Genomic DNA, 19,977 nt, shown 5'->3' on the forward strand with positions numbered 1-19,977 from the left:
GGAGATCGAGTGATTCAGCAGGAATCGCGGTTGAAGGTCGCCGACAACACCGGCGCCAAGGAAATCTTGTGCATCCGCGTGCTCGGTGGCTCGTCGCGACGCTACGCCGGCATCGGTGATGTCATCGTCGCCACTGTGAAAGACGCGATCCCGGGCGGCAACGTCAAGCGAGGCGATGTCGTCAAGGCGGTCGTGGTGCGCACCGTCAAGGAGCGCAGGCGCCCGGACGGCAGCTACATCAAGTTCGACGAGAACGCCGCGGTGATCATCAAGCCCGACAATGACCCGCGTGGCACCCGCATTTTCGGGCCGGTCGGCCGCGAGCTGCGGGAGAAGAAGTTCATGAAGATCATCTCGCTCGCCCCGGAGGTGTTGTAGGTGAAGGTCCACAAAGGCGACACCGTGCTGGTCATCGCCGGTAAAGACAAAGGGGCCAAGGGCAAGGTGATTCAAGCCTACCCGGACCGTAACCGGGTGCTGGTCGAAGGCGTCAACCGGATCAAGAAGCACACCGCGATCTCGACCAACCAGCGCGGTGCCCGCTCGGGTGGCATCGTCACCCAGGAAGCGCCGATCCACGTCTCCAACGTGATGGTGGTCGACTCCGACGGCAAGCCCACCCGCATCGGCTACCGCGTGGACGAGGAGACCGGCAAGAAAGTCCGCATCTCCAAGCGCAACGGCAAGGACATCTGATGACTACTGCAGAGAAGACCCGGCCGCGTCTAAAAGAGCGTTACCGCAACGAAATCCGGGATTCGCTCAATAAGCAGTTCGGCTACCGCAACGTCATGCAGATCCCCACGGTGACCAAGGTGGTGGTCAACATGGGCGTCGGGGAGGCCGCCCGCGACGCCAAGTTGATCAACGGCGCTGTCAACGACCTCGCATTGATCACCGGGCAGCGGCCTGAGATCCGCAAGGCGCGCAAGTCGATCGCGCAGTTCAAATTGCGCGAAGGCATGCCCATCGGCGCCCGGGTCACCCTGCGCGGCGACCGGATGTGGGAGTTCCTGGACCGGCTCACCTCGATCGCGCTGCCCCGTATCCGTGACTTCCGCGGCTTGTCTCCCAAACAGTTCGACGGTGTCGGCAACTACACCTTCGGGCTCGCCGAGCAGTCGGTGTTCCACGAGATCGACGTGGACAAGATCGACCGGGTCCGCGGCATGGACATCAGCGTCGTCACCTCGGCGACAACCGACGACGAAGGACGAGCGCTGTTGCGGGCCCTCGGCTTTCCCTTCAAGGAGAACTGAGCAGATGGCGAAGAAGGCACTGGTCAACAAAGCCAACCGCAAGCCGAAGTTCGCGGTGCGCGGCTACACACGCTGCAGCAAGTGCGGCCGTCCGCGCGCGGTGTTCCGCAAGTTCGGGCTGTGCAGGATCTGCCTGCGCGAGATGGCGCATGCGGGTGAGTTGCCCGGCGTGCAGAAGAGCAGCTGGTAAGAGCCACAGGACTAAAGCACGGTAGGCCCGACCGGGAACCACCGCGAGGAAGGTTGTAGACGCTGTTATGACCGCGATGACGACGATGCAGTGGGGGCGCCCCCAGCAGCGCAGCGGCGAGGGGGCCGCAGCGATGAAGAGGAGTGGCGCTCGATGACCGCGCTATCGACGATGCAGAGCGCAGCGATGAAGAGGAGTAGCGCTCAATGACCATGACGGATCCAATCGCAGACTTCTTGACACGGCTGCGTAACGCCAACTCCGCGTACCACGACGAAGTGACCTTGCCCCACTCCAAGATCAAGGCCAACATCGCCCAGATCCTCAAGAGCGAGGGCTACATCACCGACTTCCGCACTGAGGATGCGCGGGTCGGCAAGTCGCTGGTCGTCCAGCTCAAATACGGACCCAGCCGGGAGCGCAGCATCGCCGGTCTAAAGCGGGTGTCCAAGCCCGGCTTGCGGGTGTACGCGAAGTCCACCAACCTGCCGCGGGTGCTGGGTGGCCTCGGCGTCGCGATCATCTCGACGTCCTCGGGTCTGCTCACCGACCGTCAGGCAGCCAGACAGGGCGTGGGCGGCGAAGTCCTCGCTTATGTCTGGTAGGGCGTGGTAAGAGGAGTTTGAATCATGTCGCGTATTGGTAAGCAACCGGTTCCGGTTCCCGCCGGAGTCGACGTAGTGATCAACGGGCAGAACGTCTCGGTGAAGGGGCCCAAGGGCACCCTCGAGTTGACGGTCGCCGAGCCGATCACGGTGGCGCGCAACGACGATGGCGCGATCGTGGTGTCCCGTCCGGACGACGAGCGGCGCAACCGTTCGCTGCACGGGCTGTCCCGCACCCTGGTGGCCAACCTTGTCACGGGCGTGACCGAGGGCTACACCACCAAGATGGAGATCTACGGCGTGGGGTACCGCGTGCAGCTCAAGGGCAGCAACCTGGAGTTCGCCCTCGGCTACAGCCACCCGGTGGTGATCGAGGCTCCCGACGGCATCACGTTCGCCGTGCAGGCTCCGACGAAATTCACGGTAACTGGGATCGACAAGCAGAAGGTCGGCCAAATCTCGGCGAACATCCGCCGTCTGCGCCGTCCCGACCCGTACAAGGGCAAGGGCGTGCGCTACGAGGGTGAGCAGATCCGCCGCAAGGTCGGAAAGACAGGTAAGTAGGCATGGCGCAATCACAGGCTGAAGCGCAAAAGCCCGTGGGGCAGAGCGTATCCGCGACCCGCCGGGTCTCGCGGCTGCGCCGGCACGCACGGCTGCGTAAGAAGATCTCCGGCACCGCGGAGCGTCCGCGGCTGGTGGTCAACCGGTCTTCGCGGCACATCCACGTGCAGTTGGTGAACGACCTGACTGGCACCACCGTGGCCGCGGCTTCGTCGATCGAAGCCGACGTGCGCGGTCTGGATGGGGACAAGAAAGCCCGTAGTGTGCGAGTCGGACAGTTGATCGCCGAGCGGGCCAAGGCTGCCGGCGTCGACTCCGTGGTCTTCGACCGCGGCGGCTACACCTACGGTGGACGGATAGCGGCACTGGCCGACGCTGCCCGCGAGAACGGATTGCAATTCTGATGAGCAGCATCAGCCTGATGAATGGAAGGACCGCATAATGGCGGAACAGTCCGCTGGGGGGCAGGGCCCCGACAGCCGTGACAGCCGCGACTCGCGTGACGGGCGGGGCCGCCGCGACGGCGGTGGCCGTGGCGGTCGCGACCGCGATCGGGACGGCGACAAGAGCAATTACCTGGAGCGGGTCGTCGCCATCAACCGTGTCTCCAAGGTGGTCAAGGGTGGTCGGCGATTCAGCTTCACCGCCCTTGTCATCGTGGGTGACGGCAATGGCATGGTCGGCGTCGGCTACGGCAAGGCCAAAGAGGTTCCCGCCGCGATCGCCAAGGGCGTCGAGGAGGCCCGCAAGGGTTTCTTCCGGGTGCCGTTGATCCGCGGGACCATCACGCACCCGGTACAGGGCGAGGCCGCCGCCGGCGTCGTGTTGTTGCGCCCGGCCAGCCCGGGTACCGGTGTGATCGCCGGTGGTGCGGCGCGTGCGGTGCTGGAATGCGCCGGCGTGCACGACATCCTGGCCAAGTCGCTGGGTAGCGACAACGCGATCAACGTGGTGCACGCCACCGTCGCGGCCCTGAAGATGCTACAGCGTCCCGAGGAGGTGGCGGCCCGGCGCGGGCTGCCCATCGAGGACGTCGCCCCGGCCGGGATGCTCAAGGCCCGCCGCGAAAGTGAGGCGCTGGCCGCTGCGGCAGCTCGAGAGGGAACAGCACAATGAGCCAGCTGAAGATCACCCAGGTGCGCAGCACCATCGGTGCGCGCTGGAAGCAGCGCGAGAGCCTGCGCACCCTGGGTCTGCGCAAAATTCGCCACTCGGTGATCCGCGAAGACAACCCGCAGACGCGCGGATTGATCTCAGTGGTGAGCCACCTGGTTGAGGTGGAGGAGACCAAGTGACCATCAAGCTGCACGACCTGAGGCCTGCGCCCGGGTCGAAGACCGCGCGCACCCGAGTCGGGCGCGGTGAAGGTTCCAAGGGCAAGACCGCGGGCCGCGGCACCAAGGGTACGAAGGCTCGCAAGAACGTTCCGGCGACGTTCGAGGGTGGGCAGATGCCCATCCACATGCGGCTGCCCAAGCTCAAGGGCTTCCGCAACCGGTTCCGCACCGAGTACCAGGTCGTCAACGTCGGCGATATCGGCCGGTTGTTCCCCGAGGGCGGTACGGTCGGCATCGACGAGTTGGTGGCCAAAGGCGCGGTTCGCAAGAACGGGTTGGTCAAGGTTCTCGGCGATGGCAAGTTGACGGTGAACGTCAACGTGACTGCGCACAAGTTCAGCGGCAGCGCGCGGGAGAAGATCACCGCGGCCGGCGGCAGCGCCACCGAGCTGTAATGGCGCGAGCAGACGCAAAAGCCCCCGCACGCCTGGCGTGTCGGGGGCTTTTGCGTTCCCCCGCAAGCGGGTGGTGCCCCCAGCTCGCGCGGTCTAACTCAGCCGCGGAATGACCTGCGCGGCAAGGCGTTCCATCTGCTCGCGGTCCTCGGCGACGTTCTCGCCGACGGGGTTGAACAGGATCATCTGGGCGCCCGCGTACATCACCTCGCGGAGCCCCCGGACGACATCGGCCGGAGTTCTTGACACCGGCACCGCATCGATGCCGGGCATGCCCCCGTAGATGCGACGCAGCCCGGCAAGCACCCGTTCGCGGGCCCGGTCGGCGTCGTCGTCGATCATCAGGTAGACCCGCTTGCCGATGGTGAAGCCCGCCGGGTCCTTCTGTTGTTCGGCGAGTTCGCGTCGCACGACTTCCACCGCCTTCGCGAAGTCGGCCGTCGACGAGGAACCGGCCCCCAGGAAGGCGTCGCCGTGCCGTACCGCCCGGGCCAGTGCCGCGGGTGCGTTGCCGCCGAACCAGATTGGCGGGTGCGGCCGCTGCACCGGCTTGGGCGCGATGGGCAGGTCGTCGACGTCGCGGAACCGGCCATGGAACGTCACCCGCGGTTCGTCGGACCACGCCGCCTTCATAAGCTGCAGGCCCTCGGTGAAATAACTGATATACGAGTCCTTTTCGACACCGAAGGCGGCGAATTTGCGGCGACCGCCACCGGGCGCGATCCCGATGTCGAGCCGGCCGTGGCTCAGGCGGTCGACGGTCGTGATCGACGAGGCCAGCTGCAACGGATCGTGCAGCGATGTCACCAGGACCGCGACCCCCAGCCGCAGCCGCGTCGTGCAGGCCGCCGCATACGCCAGCAGTTCCAGCGGAGCCAGCAGGGGCGAGGCACCGATGGTCTGTTCGAGAACCCACCCGCCCTCGAACCCCAGTTGCTCAGTGCGCATCAGATAGGAGCGCAAACCGTCGGCGTCGAAGTCGCCGGGGACCAGTTGTGGGATCGCAATGGAGAACCTCACGGCCTCCACCGTACGGGTCGCCTGTGCGCCGGTCGGTAGGCTTCAAAGATGTTCGCCTTTCTGCCTTCGCTGCCCGGCGTCAACGATCTACGTGCCCTTGTCGACCGGGTCGACACCGCTCGGCACCACGGCGTGCCCAACGGTTGCGTCCTCGAGTTGAGCCTGCGCAGCACACCGCCGGAGACGACGGGCTTCGACCCCTTTGCGATCATCACCGGCGGTGGCCGCCAGATGTCGCTGCGCGAGACGGTCGCCACCATTCACCGCGCCGCTGAGGATACGCGCGTCGCGGGGCTGATCGCCCGGGTGCAACTGCCCCCGTCGCCGATCGGGGCGGTTCAGGAGTTGCGGGACGCCATCGCGGCGTTCAGCGCCGTCAAGCCGTCCGTGGCCTGGGCCGAGACCTACCCGGGGACGCTGTCCTACTACCTGGCTTCGGCCTTCCGGGAGATCTGGATGCAGCCTTCCGGCGGAGTCGGGCTGATCGGTTTTGCGGCCAATGCGATGTTCCTGCGCGATGCTCTGGAGAAGGCCGGCATCGAGGCTCAATTCGTAGCGCGGGGCGAATACAAGTCGGCGGCAAACCTTTTCACCGAGGACGGCTTTACCGATGCGCACCGCGAAGCGGTCACCCGCATGGTGGAGAGCCTGCAGGAGCAGGTGTGGCAAGCGGTCGCCGAGTCGCGGAAGATCGACGTCGGCACGCTCAACGAGTTGGCCGACCGCGCACCGCTGATGCGCGATGACGCCGTGGCGTCCGGTCTGGTCGACCGGATCGGCTTCCGCGACGAGGCCTATGCCCGCATCGCCGAACTGGTCGGCACGGCGGATGGTGCACCCGAAGCCGATGACGTCGACGGCGAGGAGAAGCCGCCGCGGATGTACCTGGCGCGCTATGCAGGCTCAGCCCGCCCGCGGCTGACACCGCCAATACCCGCCATACCGGGGCGTCGGGCCAAGCCGACCATTGCCGTGGTCACCGTCGAAGGAGCGATCGTCAACGGCCGGGGCGGTCCGCAGGGCGTGCCTTTCGGACCCTCGAGCGCCGGCGGCGACACCATCGCGGCGGCGCTGCGGGAGGTGGCCGCCGACGATTCGGTGTCGGCGATCGTGTTACGGGTGGACAGCCCCGGTGGCTCGGTAACGGCATCGGAAACGATTTGGCGCGAGGTGAAACGAGCCCGCGAGCGTGGCAAGCCGGTGGTGGCCTCGATGGGTTCGGTCGCGGCTTCCGGAGGCTACTACGTTTCGATGGCCGCCGACGCGATTGTTGCCAATTCCGGCACGGTCACCGGTTCGATCGGAGTCATCACCGGCAAGCTGGTGGTGCGCGATCTCAAGGACCGACTGGGGGTTGGCTCGGACACGGTGCGCACCAACGCGAACGCCGATGCCTGGTCGATAGATGCGCCGTTCACACCGGAGCAGCAGGCCCGCCAGGAGGCCGATGCCGACCTTTTCTACACCGACTTCGTGCGACGCGTCGCCGACGGCCGCAACCTGACGACTGAAGATGTGGAAGTCGTTGCGCGCGGCAGGGTTTGGACGGGTGGCGATGCGCTGGAGCGCGGCTTGGTCGACGAGCTCGGAGGTTTTCGCACCGCGGTGCGCCGCGCCAAGGTGCTGGCAGGACTGGATCCGGACACCGAGGTTCGCCTGCTGAGCTACCCGGGATCGTCATGGCTGGACATGCTGCGTCCGCGCGCGTCATCACAACCGGGCGCGGCCTCGCTGTCCGAAGCCGTCGGCGCGCTGCTGACCCGGTCGGTGGTCGGCATCGTCGAGCACGTCGAGCAGACGATGGGCGGCGCCAGCGTGCTGTGGGTAGGGCAGGCGCGCTTCTAGGCCCAGCCCATCCGCAGCCGTTTGCCCGGGCCGCATCACCGGAAACCTGGCGTTTACTGGGGCATCAGGCGCAGTCGGCCGCTGATGAAAATGATCTCGCCGAGCGGGTCGTCGTCCTCGGGAGCGGGGACCTCCAAGGCGTGCCGCTTGAACAACTCGGTGCGCGTCACCCCGTCGGCGTCCCAACCCTTGCCTCGCAGATAGTCGACGACGTGGGTGCGCGCCCCGGAGTACACCAGCGACGCCATGTCGATGTCCATGCCCTGGTCGCGGAACCGCTCAGACATTTCCCGCACCTTTGCGGGATCGAAATCCACGATGCCGGGCACGAATTCGGTAGCCACGGTGCTACCGGGGGCGCTGAGCGCGGTGATGTTGTCGAACAGCCGATCCTGGGCGTCCGGAGGCAGGTAAATGAGCAGACCTTCGGCCAGCCAGGCGGTCGGCCGCGTGATATCCAGACCCGCTTCCTGCAGTGCGGTGGGCCAGTCGGCACGCAGGTCGATGGACACGGTGCGCCGAATGGCGGTCGGTTCGGCACCGATATCGGCCAGGGCGGTCGTTTTGAACTCGATCACCTGCGGCTGGTCGATCTCGTAGACCACTGTCCCGTCCGGCCACGGCAGCCGGTAGGCACGCGCGTCCAGGCCGGACGCCAGAATCACCACCTGCCGGACCCCGTCGCGAGTGGCATCGGCGAAATAGTCGTCAAAGTACTTGGTGCGCAGGCCCATTCCGCCGATCATCGCCTGTATGCGTCCGGGCCTGACGTTCTCGAACGCCTCGGGATCGAGCTCACCGTCCATCATCTTGGTGAAGAAGTCGACCCCGACCGCACGCACGAGTGGCTCGGCGAACGGATCCCTGATCAGTCCGTCGGGGGCTTTGGTCACCATCGCGCGCGCGGCCGCCACCATGGTCGCGGTGGCGCCGACGCTGGACGCGAGATCCCAGTTGTCGTCGTGAGCCCGTGGCATGCCTGTCCAATCTGTCGGGAAGAATAGCGCCCTGTACAACGTCAGACTGCATTACAGCATTACCATGGCGGCAAACGCGCTCGCCCGACCGGGCTGATTCCGCGGACATTTCCGGAGAAAGAGGTTTCGCAGCGGCGGGGATCGCGGCACGCTGAAGCAATGACGAACCCGATGCTGGAGCGGTTGGACGGCACGCGCGTGCTCCTCACGGGAGCTTCATCGGGAATTGGTGCGGCGTTGGCCCGGAGATTGGCCGCCCGGGGAGCGGTGGTGGGTCTGGTGGCCCGCCGGGAGGATCGACTGGCGGATGTCCTGGCCGACTGTCGTGCCGCCTCACCCGCTTCGGTGATGTGGGTGGCCGACCTCGCTGACGGACTCACCGCCAGCAGACTCGCACTACGGGCGTGGCATGCGATGGGTGGCATTGACGTATTGGTCAACAACGCCGCAATTCCCAAGCGACGCAACGTGGTGGCGCTCACACCGATGGAGGTGGAGGGTGTCATGCGGGTCAACTTCATCGCGCCGATGCGGCTGACGTTGGCGCTGCTACCGCGGATGCTGACTCGGCGCTCGGGCACTATCGTCAATGTGTCGAGCGTCGCCGGGCGGCTGGGAATCGCCGCCGAATCCGCCTATTGTGCAAGTAAATTCGCCCTCTCTGGCTGGAGCGAGGCACTGGCCATCGACCTGGCCGGAACCGGTGTCTCGGTGAAGTTGATACAGCCGGGCCCGGTGGACACCGAGATCTGGAATCAACCCGACAACGATGAGCCCGTCTACAGTGGCCCCAAGGTCACCCCGGAGGAAGTGGCCGAGGGCATCATCGCGGCGCTGGGGAGCGACCGTTTCGAGCATTACCTGCCCGACCTGAAATCGGTGGTTGACGCCAAGAACGCTGATCTCGACGGGTTCATTGCCGGCATGGCGCGACAGTGAGGGCGCTCGTTTATGGTGTGCCGCCCGAGCCGCTGAGGGTTCCGGCGAACGCAGGTCCGCTGGTTCAGAACCTGGCCCGCACCCCAACGGGGTTGCGTCAGTTGCCCGACCCGGTTCTGCCGCATGAGGATTGGGTCATCACCCGCCCACGGCTGACCGGAATCTGCGGGTCGGACTCCAAGCAGATTCTGCTGGACTTCGGCGCGGACGACGCCGACAACGCCATGGCGGCATTCTGCTCGTTTCCCCAGGTAATGGGCCATGAGGTGGTCGCCGACGTGGTTGAGTTGGGGCCGAAAGCCCGGGGGGTCGAGGTGGGTCAACGAGTGGTGCTCAACCCATGGCTCTCGTGCGGGCCACGGGGCATCGATCCGCCGTGTCCGGCCTGTGACGGTGGTGACTACAGCTTGTGCTGGAGCTTCACCGACGGCGACATCAGGCCCGGCATCCACACCGGGGTGTCGGCCGATGTCACCGGGGGGTATGCCGAATTGATGCCTGCGCATGACGGCATGTTGTTCGCGGTGCCGGAGTCGGTGCCCGACGAAGCCGCGGTGTTCGCCGACCCGTTCTCGGTGTCGCTACATGCCATCACCCGTCACCCGCCGCCGCGCTCGGGCCGCGTACTGGTGTACGGGGCTGGGTCGCTGGGGTTGTGCGCCGTGGCCATACTGCGGGCGCTGTACCCGGATGTCGCGGTCGCGGTCGTCGCGCGGTTTGGGGCTCAGGCAGAACTGGCTGGGCGGTTCGGGGCCGCCAAAGTGCTTGCGCACGAACCGCGTTTGGCAATTATCGAGGAGTTGGCCGCGTGGGGTGGCGGCCGGTTGCGGCAACCGTTGGCGGGCCTGCCGATGGCGCACCCGGGCGCGATCGACATCGTCTACGACACCGTGGGAAAGCCGGAGACTTTCGAGGTCGGAGTGCGGGTGCTGACGGCGCGCGGGACGCTGGTGAAGGCCGGGGTTCATGCACCCGGGCGCTGGGAGTGGAGCCCGCTGTACTTCAAGGAGATCAGCTTGATCGGATCCAACGCCTTCGGCATCGAGCAGGTAAACGGAGTGCGTAAACACGCCATCGCGCACTACCTCGACCTCGTCGTGGACGGACGAATAGATCTGCGGCCCATGCTGACTCACGCGTTTGGGCTCGCGCAGTGGCGAGACGCGTTCCTTGCGATCGCCGATCAAGGCCATAGTGGCGCGGTCAAGGTGGTGATCGATCAGCGGTAGGTGCCCGCCAGTCCCGTCGGAAACTGGCCGCCGCGAGGGACTAAGCCGGGACTGATGAGGTCCAAAGGCCCTTGTAGCGCGCGCGGTTGATGGCGAAACGTGTGCCGATGAAGCGCCCAAATCGGCGCGAGAGGGGTGGGGGGATGCGCACTGTGTTCCTCCGCTTCCGGGCGACGAATCTACCCGCGTTCGCAGCAAGGCTGCGCGGCGGCGTGCAGTTGCGATGGCTGATCGTGTCCGTGGGCGCTGTCTTGTCGGTCGCCGGCCTGGTGATACCTCTTGCGTGTAGTCGCAGCAACCCGACTCAGTGTGGAGGGGGCGCTGCGTGCGAATCGACGAAAGGTGCAGCGGACACCGAAAAGGGCCCGGCCGCAGACAGAAAGCACGCCGGTCGGCTGATGGACGCCGCGCAACAGTGTGAGGACGATATGCAGGCCGATCCTCCGCCTGCTGCGTGCTTTGTGGTGGTCTCGTGGCAGGCCAACCGCAGGATCTCATATCAGGAGGCTATTGAACTCGCCCGGAAGCTGAGGCGTGCATCTCTCGGCGCCGCCATCGAGCAAGCATCCGGCAAGCCCAACACGCCCTATTCTGAGCAGGCGTGCAATTGGTACCTCGGCGCCGTGGGAAAGATTCTGGATATTCCCTATTTCCGGGACAGGTCGTATGACGGGTCCCATGACGAAAAGCTCCGTACCGCCGACACGATGAACGAGTTCTTGACCCGAGCAGTCACGGATCCGATCAAGACCGGATGGAGACAGGTTGGCGTTGGCGTCGATCCCGGGCCGGCGGTAACGGATCTTGCTAATGAAGGCCATTTCATTGTGGCGTCGGCGCACAGTGTCCCCGGCAAAACTGAGTATGGGCATATCGCGCTTGCCGCACCGGATTACCTACCGCAGGAATCAGACCCGGCGATCGCCGGTCGCACCGGGCCTTGGATCAGATACGCCGTCTACGGTGGTGCGCCGCATACGACGAAAAGTACCCGGACCAGCATCATTTTCGGTTCCAGCGTGACCCCGCCGATCTGGGTGGAGTATGTCGGCTCGGATTGGCTCGCGGCACCCGGCGAGAAGAAGCTGCCCTGCGTCGACTTGGACGGCGACGGTCTCTGTGACCCGCTGAACACCAGCGGAACGCCGCCGGAGCCGACGAAATACTGCGTCAGCTGCCCCTTGCCGGGGTATCACTGCGAGCAGAATCCGCCGCGATGCGTTCGCGACGCGACATCACCGCAGACGACGAACCCGACCACGAAACCGCCGGTCACAACCAAACCCACGACGCCACCGACGACCAAGCCGACGACGCCACCGACGACCAAGCCGACGACGCCACCGACGACCAAGCCGACGACGCCACCGACGACCAAGCCGACGACTCCGCCCACCACGCCCCCGACCACGACCCAACACTCAGCATGAAAGTCAATCCAGTGCGGCCGGCGCCTGGGCCGGCCGAGTGGCCTGGTAGTAGGCGATTCGTCCCACCATGCGCTGCGATGCCGTGATGAGCTCCGTGCAGTCAAAACCGGCTTCATGCAATAACTTTGGAATCGCGCCCCGATGTTCTCGCTGAAATGCGGGTTCCGCCTCACCAGTCGGGTCAGCAGACCGTGGTGGGTGTGCGCGTCGCCCGCGATGTCGACGAGGTGCAGGTGACCGCCCGGCCGCAGCACCCGGAAGACCTCGGCGACGACGTCAGCCTTCGCGTCCGCACCAACGTGATGCAGCAACATTGACGACAGCACCCGATCGAATTGGCAGTCACCGTAGGGCAATCGCTGGGCGTATCCCCGATCGAACCGGATCCCGGTCATTACGACCGCCTTTCGTCGGGCCCGATCGAGTGCCAGTGGGTCCGGATCGCACCCGGCCGCGTCGATCGCGGGCCGAAATTGCTTGGCTCTGATGATCACATTTCCGGTGCCACCGCCGATTTCCAGCACCCGCTGGCCATCGGCGAGCCCGGCTTGCGTGATGAGCCGCTGATAGACGCGGTTGAACCCCATAACCCGGGAGCTCACGTCATAGGCGGGCAGCAGCCACCGATGACCTGCCGCGGGTAGACAGCAGCGGCGGAGGGGGTGGCAGCGGCGGACGCGGCGGATTGCTGTTCGGCGACGGCGGTGCCGGGGGTGACGGGGGGCGGCGGAACAGGCGGAGTTGGTGCTGCCGGCGGGGTTGGGGGAGTTGGCGGGGCGGGTGGAAATGCAAAGAGCACAGGCGGAAACGGTGCCTCTGGCGGCGATGGTGGCGACGGCGGCGCCGGGGGTGCCGGTGGTGACGGCGGCACGGGGGGAGCGGGCGGGGTGGGCGGACTCTTTGGCCACTCGGGCAGCGACGGAGCCGGCGGTATGGGGGGAACAGGAGATACCGGCGGCACCGGTGGTGTAGGCGGCGCGGGCGGTGCTGGGGGCTCTGGCCTCAACCCCGGGAAGGGTGCCGTCGGTGGTCAGGGCGGGTCTGGTGGCATCGGCGGCGCGGGCGGTAGCGGTGCGCCAGGAGCCCTCGGCACAGACGGACTCGACGGCGCACACGGTTGAGCGCGGCACAGGCGCGGTCGTGCGCGCCGGCGGCGATTGAGTGGCTATTGGCCGTCGGCCCCCGCCGCTGCCGTCCGGCGACGTTCAGCCAAGGGCGCCCCGGGATCCGGTAATGGGCAGGTCCACGGGGGTGATCACGCCCGGTTCGGCATCACAGACGAACGGGATGGCATTGACCGCCGCGACGGCGGTGCTGTCCATCAACACCGTCATCGCATCCTGCCCGGGATGCCCGAATCGGATCGTGGCGTCGACGTACGGTTGACCGTCGATCACGATGCTGAAACCCTCGGGATCGGTCCATTGCGGATCGAGTCCGTCGCTGCTCATGGTCCAGCAGATCGCTAGTTCGACCACCGGACGGCCATGGAGCAACCCGCGGTAGGTTCGGCGCTGGCCGCCCACCGTACCGGCCTCGTACGTCGCCCAGCCGAGGTCTAAACGCTTTGTCGCGACCGCGTTTTCGACGAACGCTTCCTTCGAGTCGAGTTCTGCGCCGAGCATGCCGGCAACCATGTCCAGCGTCTCGAAGTAACCCAGCCCGAAGCGCTGCGCGGCCGGGTCGATCGGTGCGATCCGTTCACGCGGGGGCTTGCCGAATCCCAGCACCCGCCACGCACCGTGCACCGGATAGGTGGTGCAGTCCAAAGTTTCAGCCAACCGGACGTTGCGCACGCGAGGGCACGAGCCGGTCAGGAAGCCGGCCACCACATTGATGAATCCCGGCTCGAAGCCCGTCCCCAGAAACGTTGCGCCACCGTCGTGCGCCGCGGCTTCGAGTGCCGCGCGCTCGGCCGGATGATGGGTGCCGGTCAGGAAGTCACCCGTGGTAACGACGTTGATGCCGCGACTCAGCATCCGGGTCACCATCTCGTAGTCGATCACCCGCGGCATGTAGTTCACGCAGTCCGGCGCCAGGTCGAGCAGCGCATCGACGTCGTCGGTGGCCTTCAGTCCCAGCCGATCCCGGTCGGCGAGATCACCGGCATCGCTGCCCACCTTGTCCGTGCCGAACGCGTACACCCCCACCACGTCGAACTCGTCGCGGTCGATCAAGATGCCCAGCGCGCGCTTGCCGATATTGCCGGTGGACCATTGCACCACTTGCCGCATGCCTCACGGTATCCGTTGACTGGTCGAATCGAACACTGTTCTAATCCGAACGCCGTTCGACTGCGGTTCGGCGCACCTGCGGCGGGCTGGGTGAGATCGGCGATGAAGACGGGCGGCTGCCCTGCATCGAGTCATCGCACCGAGGAGCCAGGAGTGTGCCCGGGTGCTGGCCGCAGCCGCAGGGAAGGGCTCAGCTCGTAATCGTATGGTGTGGGGGTGATCCAGCGGCGGGATCCGCAGCCGGGTTGGGTCGTTCCCGACGCCGGTGTCCACGACGACGGTCAGGCCTTCCACCTCGATCACCCAGTTCTGGACGCGATGTGCAGCTTGTCGGTGTCCGGGTCGAAGAAGTCCGGCGCCAGCAGGTCGGCGTTGTCGAGCCATCCGGCCGAGGGCGGGTGCGCGAAGACGCGCGTGGGCAGGCCGAACCGTAACTCCACCGCTCGCGTCACGATTGCGCGGCAAGCTGGACCGTGTTCACCGAGTGTTCCCTGGCGAGAGTGCACCGGGCGACGCCTCAGAGTCGGCGGGCGACGCGGATCAATGGGCGCGCAAGTACGTATACACCCCGGCGAAGTTGCGGTTGACTTCCTCCGGGACCGGCACTGGACCGCCGAGGGCCCTTGCACCCCAGGCGATCTGAGCGGTTCGCTCGACGAGTGCGGTGATATGCAGCGCCTTGTCGGGCCGGGGGCCCACGGCCACCAGGCCGTGGTTGGCGATCAATGCGGCGCCGCGGCCGTCCAGCGCCTTGACCGCATTGGTGCCGACGTCGGGGGTACCGGATGCGGCGTACTCGGCACAGCGTACGTCTCCGCCGCAGTACACCGCGAACTCGTCGATGCATGCCGGAATCGGCTGGTGCGCCACGGCGAACATGGTGGCCCAGATCGGATGGCTGTGGATGACACTGCCGATGTCATCGAATGCGCGGTAGCAGGCCAGGTGCAGCTGCATCTCCGTCGAGGGCATGCGTCCGTCCTTGGCCTGCAACACTTCACCGTTCGGGTCGACCAGCACCAGGTCCTCGAGCGCCATGTCGGCGTAGTCCACCGACGACGGCGTGATCACCAGGTTGCCGTCGGAACGCCGGGCCGAGATGTTGCCGGCCGTGCCCTCCACCAAACCGCGGCGCAGCATGTCCTTGGCCGCCGCCAACACAGCCGCTTCTGCTTCCGCAACGTACTTCATGAGCCCAGCACCTCCGGGTTGACGATATGGGCGGGCATGTCGCCGGACAGCAGCGCCTCAAGGTCGTCGGCGACCATCTGCGCCTGCCGAGCCTCAGTGTTCCACGTGGCGCCGCCGATGTGGGGGGTCAGCACCACGTTCGGCAGCGCCGCCAAGGGATGGTCGGTGGGTAGCCATTCCCCGGCGAAATGGTCCAGCCCGGCGGCCGCCACCTTGCCGGTCTGCAGCGCGTGAACGAGAGCGTCGATGTCGTGCAGTTGCGCTCGCGCGGAATTGAGGAACACCACGCCGTCCCGCATGGCGGCGAACTGCGCAGCGCCGATCATTCCGGCGGTGTCATCGGTGACGGGCGCATGCAGGGAGACGACGTCGGATTCGGCCAGCAGATCCTCCAGGGTGTGATGCGCGTCGTCGCAATACGGGTCGTGCGCGATGACGCGCAGGCCGAGTCCGGACAGCCGCCACGCCGTGGCCCGGCCGACCGCGCCCAGCCCGATCAGTCCGGCCGTGAGGCCGGCGATCTCCCACCCGCGAAACCGTTGATAGGGAATGGTTCCGTCGCGAAATATGTTGCCGCTGCGCACGTCCGCGTCTGCTGGCAGCACTCTGCGGGTAGCCGCCAGCAACAGGGCGACCGTCATCTCGGCGACTGCGTCGGCGTTGCGGGCCGGTGTGTTCAGCACCGGGATGCCGGCCGCGGTGGCACCGGCGATATCGACGTTGTTGGGGTCGCCACGAGTGGCCGCAACCGCGCGCAAGCCCAGCTCGAACACCGGCCCTGCGACCGAATCGCTCTCCACCACAACGATATCGGCGGATTCCGCGGTGATACGCTCGGCCAGCTGTTCTGCGTTGTAGATTCGCAGCGGGGTCTGCTCGATCCACGGGTCGTACACGACATCGGCAAGTTGGTGCATCTTGGCGAAACCCGGTCCGCGCATGGGGGCGGTAACCAGGCCGCGTGGTCGAGACGTCACGCTTGCCAATGCTGGCGTACCGTGGCGCCCGTGTCACGCGAAGACGTCACAATCGGCATCGACGTCGGCACGACGTCGGCCAAGGCGGTCGCGGCCGACGAGAACGGTCGGGTGCACGCGCGGACGAGGATTCCGCATCAGCTGTTGGTCCCGGCCGCCGATCGGCTGGAGCACAACGCGGAAAGGGCGTGGCGCGAGGGGCCGGTGACGGCCCTGGGTCGGCTTAACCGGCCCGACGCCAGAGCGGTCGCCGTGGCGTCGATGGTGCCGTCCCTGACCGCCGTGGACGCCGACGGCGTGCCCATCACACCGGGACTGTTGTACGGCGACAGCCGGGGCCGGGTGCCCGACACAGTGACTCAACCCGTCCCCGCCGTCGGTGAGGCGGCCGAGTTTCTGCGGTGGACGGCCGCTGCAGCGCCGGAGGCGGCGGGATACTGGCCGGCTCCCGCGGTGGCCAATCACGCGCTGGCGGGAGAGGCGGTCATCGATTTCGCCACCGCCATCACCTCGCTGCCGCTGTTCGACGGAACGGGCTGGAGCCAGGCGGCGCTCGCCGAGTGCGGCGCCAGGGTCGATCAGATGCCGCGCGTCGAAACGTTCGGTAAGGCGGTCGGGCAGATACACGGGACGCCGGCGGTGCTCGGGATCGGCGCGATCGACGCCCTGTGCGAGCAGATCGTCGCCGGCGCCGATCACGACGGCGACGTGCTGGTGTTGTGCGGCACCACCCTGATCGTGTGGGTCACCGTTGCCGAACCCAGGCAGGTGCCCGGCTTGTGGACGATTCCGCACACGGCGGTCGGCAAGAGCCAGATCGGGGGCGCCAGCAATGCCGGCGGTTTGTTCCTGGGCTGGGTGGATCGGGTTGTCACGCAGGCTGATTCGCTGAACGGCGACCCGCGGCGGGTGCCGGTGTGGTTGCCATACATCCGTGGCGAGCGTACGCCGTTCCACGATCCGGATCGGCGCGCGGCGCTGCACGGAGTCGATCTCACCCAGGACGCCGGATCGGTGCGGCGGGCGGCCTATGAGGCGTCGGGCTTCGCCGTACGACAGATTCTGCAGTTGAGTGGTGCGCCGGTGCGCCGCATCGTCGCCGCGGGGGGTGGCACCCGGGTGCAACCCTGGATGCAGGCCATCGCCGACGCGACCGGACGGCCGGTCGAGGTATCCGCGGTGGCCGAAGGTGCGGCGCTGGGCGCCGCCTTCCTGGCCCGGATGGCGGTGGGACTGGAGTCGGTGCTTACCGACGCGGTCCGTTGGGCCTCGGTGGAACGGGTTGTGGAACCCCGCCCTGACTGGGTGGGGCCGACCAAGGATCGGTACCGCCGCTTCCTGGAGCTCAGCGGATCCCGATTGGCCTGACCCCGTGGCGATCGCAAGCGCGGCGTCAGCCGGGCGCGGCGGGTCGCCACCACGTGGTCCAGCCCGTGGCGATCGCACGCGCGGCGTCAGCCGGGCGCGGCGGGTCGCCACCACTTGGTCCGACCCGTGGCGCAATAGGCCGCGCGTCGTTCTACGCTAGTGCAATGACTGACCACGACCAGACCGCAGCCCGTCGAGAGATCGCAGATGCTTTGCTTGCCGCGTTGGAGCGCCGGCACGAGGTCGCCGACGCCATAGTCGAGGCGAAGAACAAGCCCGCTGCCGTCGAGGCGATCGTGGCATTGTTGGGAACCTCGCACCTTGCTGCCGAAGCCGTGATGAGTATGTCTTTCGAACAACTCACTCAAGACGCGCGCGCGAAAATCCTGGCCGAACTCGACGACCTGAACAAGCAACTCAGCTTTACGCTCAATGAGCGCCCGGCGAGTTCGGGGGAGACCCTCGAGCTGCGTTCGTTCAACGCCGCCGAGGACCGCGATATCTTCACCGCCCGTACCGACGAGATCAAGGCTGCCGGCGACGGATCCGGCGCCCCCGCCGGCACCATCGACGACGAGATCAGCAAGGCAATCAAGCGTTTGCACGACGAAGAGGCTGCGTGGTTCGTGGCCGTCTGTTCGGGAGAGAAGGTCGGCATGGTGTTCGGCGAGCTTCTCAACGGTGAGGTCAACGTGCGGATCTGGATTCACCCCGAGCACCGCAAAAAAGGCTATGGCACCGCGGCGCTGCGCAAGTCACGCTCGGAGATGGCGTGGGCGTTTCCCGCGGTGCCGATGGTGGTGCGCGCGCCCGCGGCCAATCCGGCTTAGCGGGAGTGCGAGGACTGGCCGTATCCCCGCAACCGGGATAGCGCACGCGCAAGTCGTCGTACCGTCGTAATCTCCCGCTGTCTCGGCAAGTTGAGAGTCAACTGCGTGGCATAGCCGGCAAAGCCAATTAATGCTTGCTATTGGTTACAATTGCTATAGCATAGATTAGCCGCTGATGCCCGCGGCAAGGTTGCGACTTTGATTGGCGAGGTAGGCCGTTGGGCGGCAATTCGTTTGACGATGATAACGGCAGTTTCTTCGATTTGCTATGCGAGGAGGCGGGGCGCAGGCGCTTCGCCGGGCTTGTAACGCGTGAGCCTGCAAGGTCGTAGCGGTCGGATGGAGCTTGGATCGCCGGCCCTTCCGCTGACGCGGGGGCAGTTGGATATTTGGCTTTCCCAGGAAACCGGTGGTTCGCAGACGGACTGGCTGATGGGCTGGTTCGTGCCGATCAGGGGTGAGGTAGATCCTGATGTCGTTGATCGGGCGATCCGCCAGGTGGTGGACGAGGCCGAACCACTGAGGGTCTCCTTCTTCGAGGTGGATGGCCAGATTCTTCAGACGGCGATTGACGACCCGGATATAGAGATTGCTCATCATGACCTCAGGCACTCGCAGAATCCCGTGCGCGACGCCTACCAGGTGGCCTCATCCATTCAGCGCACACCTCTGCCTTGGTCTGGTCCGCTCTATAAATTTGCATTGTTTCAGACGCGGTCTGATGAATTTCATTTGTTCATCTGCGTTCACCATATAGTCATCGATGGATTCGGTACCGTGCTTATCACTGAACGGATTGCCGCCGTCTACTCTGCGCTTATATCCGGTAAGCCGGCGCCGGCAGCCGCTTTTGGCTCACTACGCGATCTGGTCGACTATGAGTCCGAATACGAGAAGTCCGGCGAATACCTCGAAGACCAGGCTTATTGGCGCAAGAACCGTACGGTTGAAGATGGTCCGGCTTACCAGTTGACGCAAGCCACGGATCGGCCCGATATCTACCCAGCCTCCGCGCCAATTCGGCTGGACCCTGCTGTGGTGAACCGAGTCGAAGAGTTTTGCGAGGAAATAGGGGTCCGTAGCTCGTCGGTGATAACTGCGGCGTGCGCGCTTTTGGTGCGTGAGTGGTGTTCCGGTGGGTCGGACGTCGCGCTCGATTTCCCAGTGAGCAGGCGCATCGGCGCGCAGTCGAAGACGTTGCCCGGGATGATTAGTGGTTTTGTCTCGCTGGCACTGAGTGTGTCGCCGTCGTCGACAGTTGCCGATTTCTGTGAGCATGTTGAAACTCACATACGAGGCGCACTGCGGCATCAGCGATTCCCAGTGCAAGTCTTGGAGAAAAATAGGGGACCGCGCGGCGCGGTGCAGCAAGCGGCCAGGGTCGCCGTTAATTTTTTTCCGTCGGTAACGATTTCACCTTTCGGCAGCGCGCCGGCATCGATTGTCTACACCAGCTTTGGTCGGGTGAACCACTTCGGTCTCTTCTTCATCAAAGATGGTGATCAGCTTTTTCTGGTTACTGCCGGTGCTGGCAGGCCCTTTTCGGACTTCGATGTCTCCGATCTGGCGCAACGCCTGCAGAGACTA

At 65.9% G+C, this 19,977-nt stretch carries 23 protein-coding genes and 1 pseudogene; 17 read left to right on the top strand and 7 right to left on the bottom strand.

All coding sequences use genetic code 11. From position 1 onward, the window contains the following. Window positions 1–9: 9 nt before the first annotated feature. The 10 genes from rplN to rplO all read left to right on the top strand — a co-directional run bounded on the left by rplN (window position 10) and on the right by rplO (window position 4,350). Complete coding sequence (gene rplN / locus ACX9NE_RS23565) at window positions 10–378, top strand: 50S ribosomal protein L14 (protein WP_036352708.1); 369 nt, start codon at window positions 10–12, stop codon at window positions 376–378. Continuing rightward, window positions 379–696, top strand: a complete 318-nt coding sequence (gene rplX, locus ACX9NE_RS23570; RefSeq protein ID WP_459363655.1) for a 50S ribosomal protein L24 — start codon at window positions 379–381, stop codon at window positions 694–696. Next, the gene (gene rplE / locus ACX9NE_RS23575) at window positions 696–1,259 is read left to right on the top strand and encodes a 50S ribosomal protein L5 (RefSeq protein WP_459363656.1); all 564 of its coding nucleotides are present in this window, start codon (window positions 696–698) and stop codon (window positions 1,257–1,259) included. The genes rplX and rplE overlap by 1 nt, the downstream gene beginning before the upstream one ends. A 4-nt stretch (window positions 1,260–1,263) precedes the next feature. Then, a complete protein-coding gene (locus ACX9NE_RS23580) occupies window positions 1,264–1,449 on the top strand; it encodes a type Z 30S ribosomal protein S14 (RefSeq protein ID WP_055580333.1) in 186 nt (61 codons plus the stop codon). A 206-nt stretch (window positions 1,450–1,655) separates the two neighbouring features. Further along, window positions 1,656–2,054 carry a 30S ribosomal protein S8 gene (rpsH, locus tag ACX9NE_RS23585; RefSeq protein ID WP_065137374.1) on the top strand — a complete coding sequence of 133 codons (399 nt, stop codon included), beginning with the start codon at window positions 1,656–1,658 and terminating at the stop codon, window positions 2,052–2,054. Window positions 2,055–2,078: 24 nt separating this feature from the next. Then, on the top strand, window positions 2,079–2,618 hold the full coding sequence (rplF, locus tag ACX9NE_RS23590; RefSeq protein WP_459363657.1) for a 50S ribosomal protein L6: 540 nt from the start codon (window positions 2,079–2,081) through the stop codon (window positions 2,616–2,618). 35 nt (window positions 2,619–2,653) lie between these two features. Further along, window positions 2,654–3,022, top strand: coding sequence for a 50S ribosomal protein L18 (gene rplR / locus ACX9NE_RS23595; RefSeq protein WP_459363680.1), 369 nt, complete (start codon window positions 2,654–2,656; stop codon window positions 3,020–3,022). Window positions 3,023–3,059: 37 nt separating this feature from the next. Further along, complete coding sequence (gene rpsE, locus ACX9NE_RS23600) at window positions 3,060–3,734, top strand: 30S ribosomal protein S5 (RefSeq protein WP_459363658.1); 675 nt, start codon at window positions 3,060–3,062, stop codon at window positions 3,732–3,734. Next, window positions 3,731–3,913 carry a 50S ribosomal protein L30 gene (gene rpmD / locus ACX9NE_RS23605; protein WP_459363659.1) on the top strand — a complete coding sequence of 61 codons (183 nt, stop codon included), beginning with the start codon at window positions 3,731–3,733 and terminating at the stop codon, window positions 3,911–3,913. The genes rpsE and rpmD overlap by 4 nt, the downstream gene beginning before the upstream one ends. Further along, window positions 3,910–4,350, top strand: coding sequence for a 50S ribosomal protein L15 (gene rplO, locus ACX9NE_RS23610; protein ID WP_459363660.1), 441 nt, complete (start codon window positions 3,910–3,912; stop codon window positions 4,348–4,350). The genes rpmD and rplO overlap by 4 nt, the downstream gene beginning before the upstream one ends. 93 nt (window positions 4,351–4,443) lie before the next feature. Here the strand turns inward: rplO and ACX9NE_RS23615 are convergent, their stop codons facing one another. Then, window positions 4,444–5,370 carry an LLM class flavin-dependent oxidoreductase gene (locus ACX9NE_RS23615; protein WP_459363661.1) on the bottom strand — a complete coding sequence of 309 codons (927 nt, stop codon included), beginning with the start codon at window positions 5,368–5,370 and terminating at the stop codon, window positions 4,444–4,446. A gap of 48 nt (window positions 5,371–5,418) precedes the next feature. Between ACX9NE_RS23615 and sppA the strand changes: the two genes are divergently transcribed. After that, window positions 5,419–7,215 (top strand): signal peptide peptidase SppA, encoded by a 1,797-nt coding sequence (gene sppA, locus ACX9NE_RS23620; protein ID WP_459363662.1) that lies wholly within the window; start codon window positions 5,419–5,421, stop codon window positions 7,213–7,215. A gap of 53 nt (window positions 7,216–7,268) precedes the next feature. On the opposite strand, the gene ACX9NE_RS23625 is transcribed toward sppA, so the two are convergent. Then, window positions 7,269–8,192, bottom strand: a complete 924-nt coding sequence (locus tag ACX9NE_RS23625) for a class I SAM-dependent methyltransferase (protein WP_459363663.1) — start codon at window positions 8,190–8,192, stop codon at window positions 7,269–7,271. Window positions 8,193–8,351: 159 nt separating this feature from the next. On the opposite strand from ACX9NE_RS23625, the gene ACX9NE_RS23630 reads away from it, so the two are divergent. Further along, the gene (locus ACX9NE_RS23630; RefSeq protein ID WP_459363664.1) at window positions 8,352–9,131 is read left to right on the top strand and encodes an SDR family NAD(P)-dependent oxidoreductase; all 780 of its coding nucleotides are present in this window, start codon (window positions 8,352–8,354) and stop codon (window positions 9,129–9,131) included. Next, window positions 9,128–10,360, top strand: coding sequence for a zinc-dependent alcohol dehydrogenase (locus ACX9NE_RS23635; RefSeq protein WP_459363665.1), 1,233 nt, complete (start codon window positions 9,128–9,130; stop codon window positions 10,358–10,360). Before ACX9NE_RS23630 ends, ACX9NE_RS23635 begins: the two co-directional genes overlap by 4 nt. A 1,192-nt stretch (window positions 10,361–11,552) precedes the next feature. On the opposite strand, the gene ACX9NE_RS23640 is transcribed toward ACX9NE_RS23635, so the two are convergent. Next, window positions 11,553–12,377 carry a class I SAM-dependent methyltransferase gene (locus ACX9NE_RS23640; protein WP_459370819.1) on the bottom strand — a complete coding sequence of 275 codons (825 nt, stop codon included), beginning with the start codon at window positions 12,375–12,377 and terminating at the stop codon, window positions 11,553–11,555. 62 nt (window positions 12,378–12,439) lie between these two features. On the opposite strand from ACX9NE_RS23640, the pseudogene ACX9NE_RS23645 reads away from it, so the two are divergent. Next, window positions 12,440–12,911, top strand: a pseudogene (locus ACX9NE_RS23645) (hypothetical protein); the annotation flags it as partial. Window positions 12,912–12,995: 84 nt separating this feature from the next. On the opposite strand, the gene ACX9NE_RS23650 reads toward ACX9NE_RS23645, so the two are convergent. The 4 genes from ACX9NE_RS23650 to ACX9NE_RS23665 all read right to left on the bottom strand — a co-directional run bounded on the left by ACX9NE_RS23650 (window position 12,996) and on the right by ACX9NE_RS23665 (window position 16,192). After that, complete coding sequence (locus tag ACX9NE_RS23650) at window positions 12,996–14,024, bottom strand: NAD(P)H-dependent amine dehydrogenase family protein (protein WP_459363667.1); 1,029 nt, start codon at window positions 14,022–14,024, stop codon at window positions 12,996–12,998. A gap of 299 nt (window positions 14,025–14,323) precedes the next feature. Continuing rightward, window positions 14,324–14,476, bottom strand: coding sequence for a hypothetical protein (locus tag ACX9NE_RS23655; protein WP_459363668.1), 153 nt, complete (start codon window positions 14,474–14,476; stop codon window positions 14,324–14,326). An 88-nt stretch (window positions 14,477–14,564) separates the two neighbouring features. After that, window positions 14,565–15,215, bottom strand: a complete 651-nt coding sequence (locus ACX9NE_RS23660) for an L-fuculose-phosphate aldolase (RefSeq protein ID WP_459363669.1) — start codon at window positions 15,213–15,215, stop codon at window positions 14,565–14,567. Further along, on the bottom strand, window positions 15,212–16,192 hold the full coding sequence (locus ACX9NE_RS23665; RefSeq protein WP_459363670.1) for an NAD(P)-dependent oxidoreductase: 981 nt from the start codon (window positions 16,190–16,192) through the stop codon (window positions 15,212–15,214). The genes ACX9NE_RS23660 and ACX9NE_RS23665 overlap by 4 nt, the downstream gene beginning before the upstream one ends. A 30-nt stretch (window positions 16,193–16,222) precedes the next feature. Here ACX9NE_RS23665 and ACX9NE_RS23670 point away from each other — a divergent pair, with 30 nt between their 5' ends. From ACX9NE_RS23670 to ACX9NE_RS23680, 3 genes are all read left to right on the top strand, one after another. Next, a complete protein-coding gene (locus ACX9NE_RS23670; protein ID WP_459363671.1) occupies window positions 16,223–17,560 on the top strand; it encodes a xylulokinase in 1,338 nt (445 codons plus the stop codon). A 164-nt stretch (window positions 17,561–17,724) separates the two neighbouring features. Then, window positions 17,725–18,390, top strand: coding sequence for a GNAT family N-acetyltransferase (locus ACX9NE_RS23675; RefSeq protein ID WP_459363672.1), 666 nt, complete (start codon window positions 17,725–17,727; stop codon window positions 18,388–18,390). Between the two features lie 339 nt (window positions 18,391–18,729). Further along, window positions 18,730–19,977 (top strand): condensation domain-containing protein (locus ACX9NE_RS23680; RefSeq protein WP_459363673.1); only part of this gene is annotated, 1,248 nt, incomplete at its 3' end.

Source organism: Mycobacterium sp. ML4, assembly GCF_054515735.1.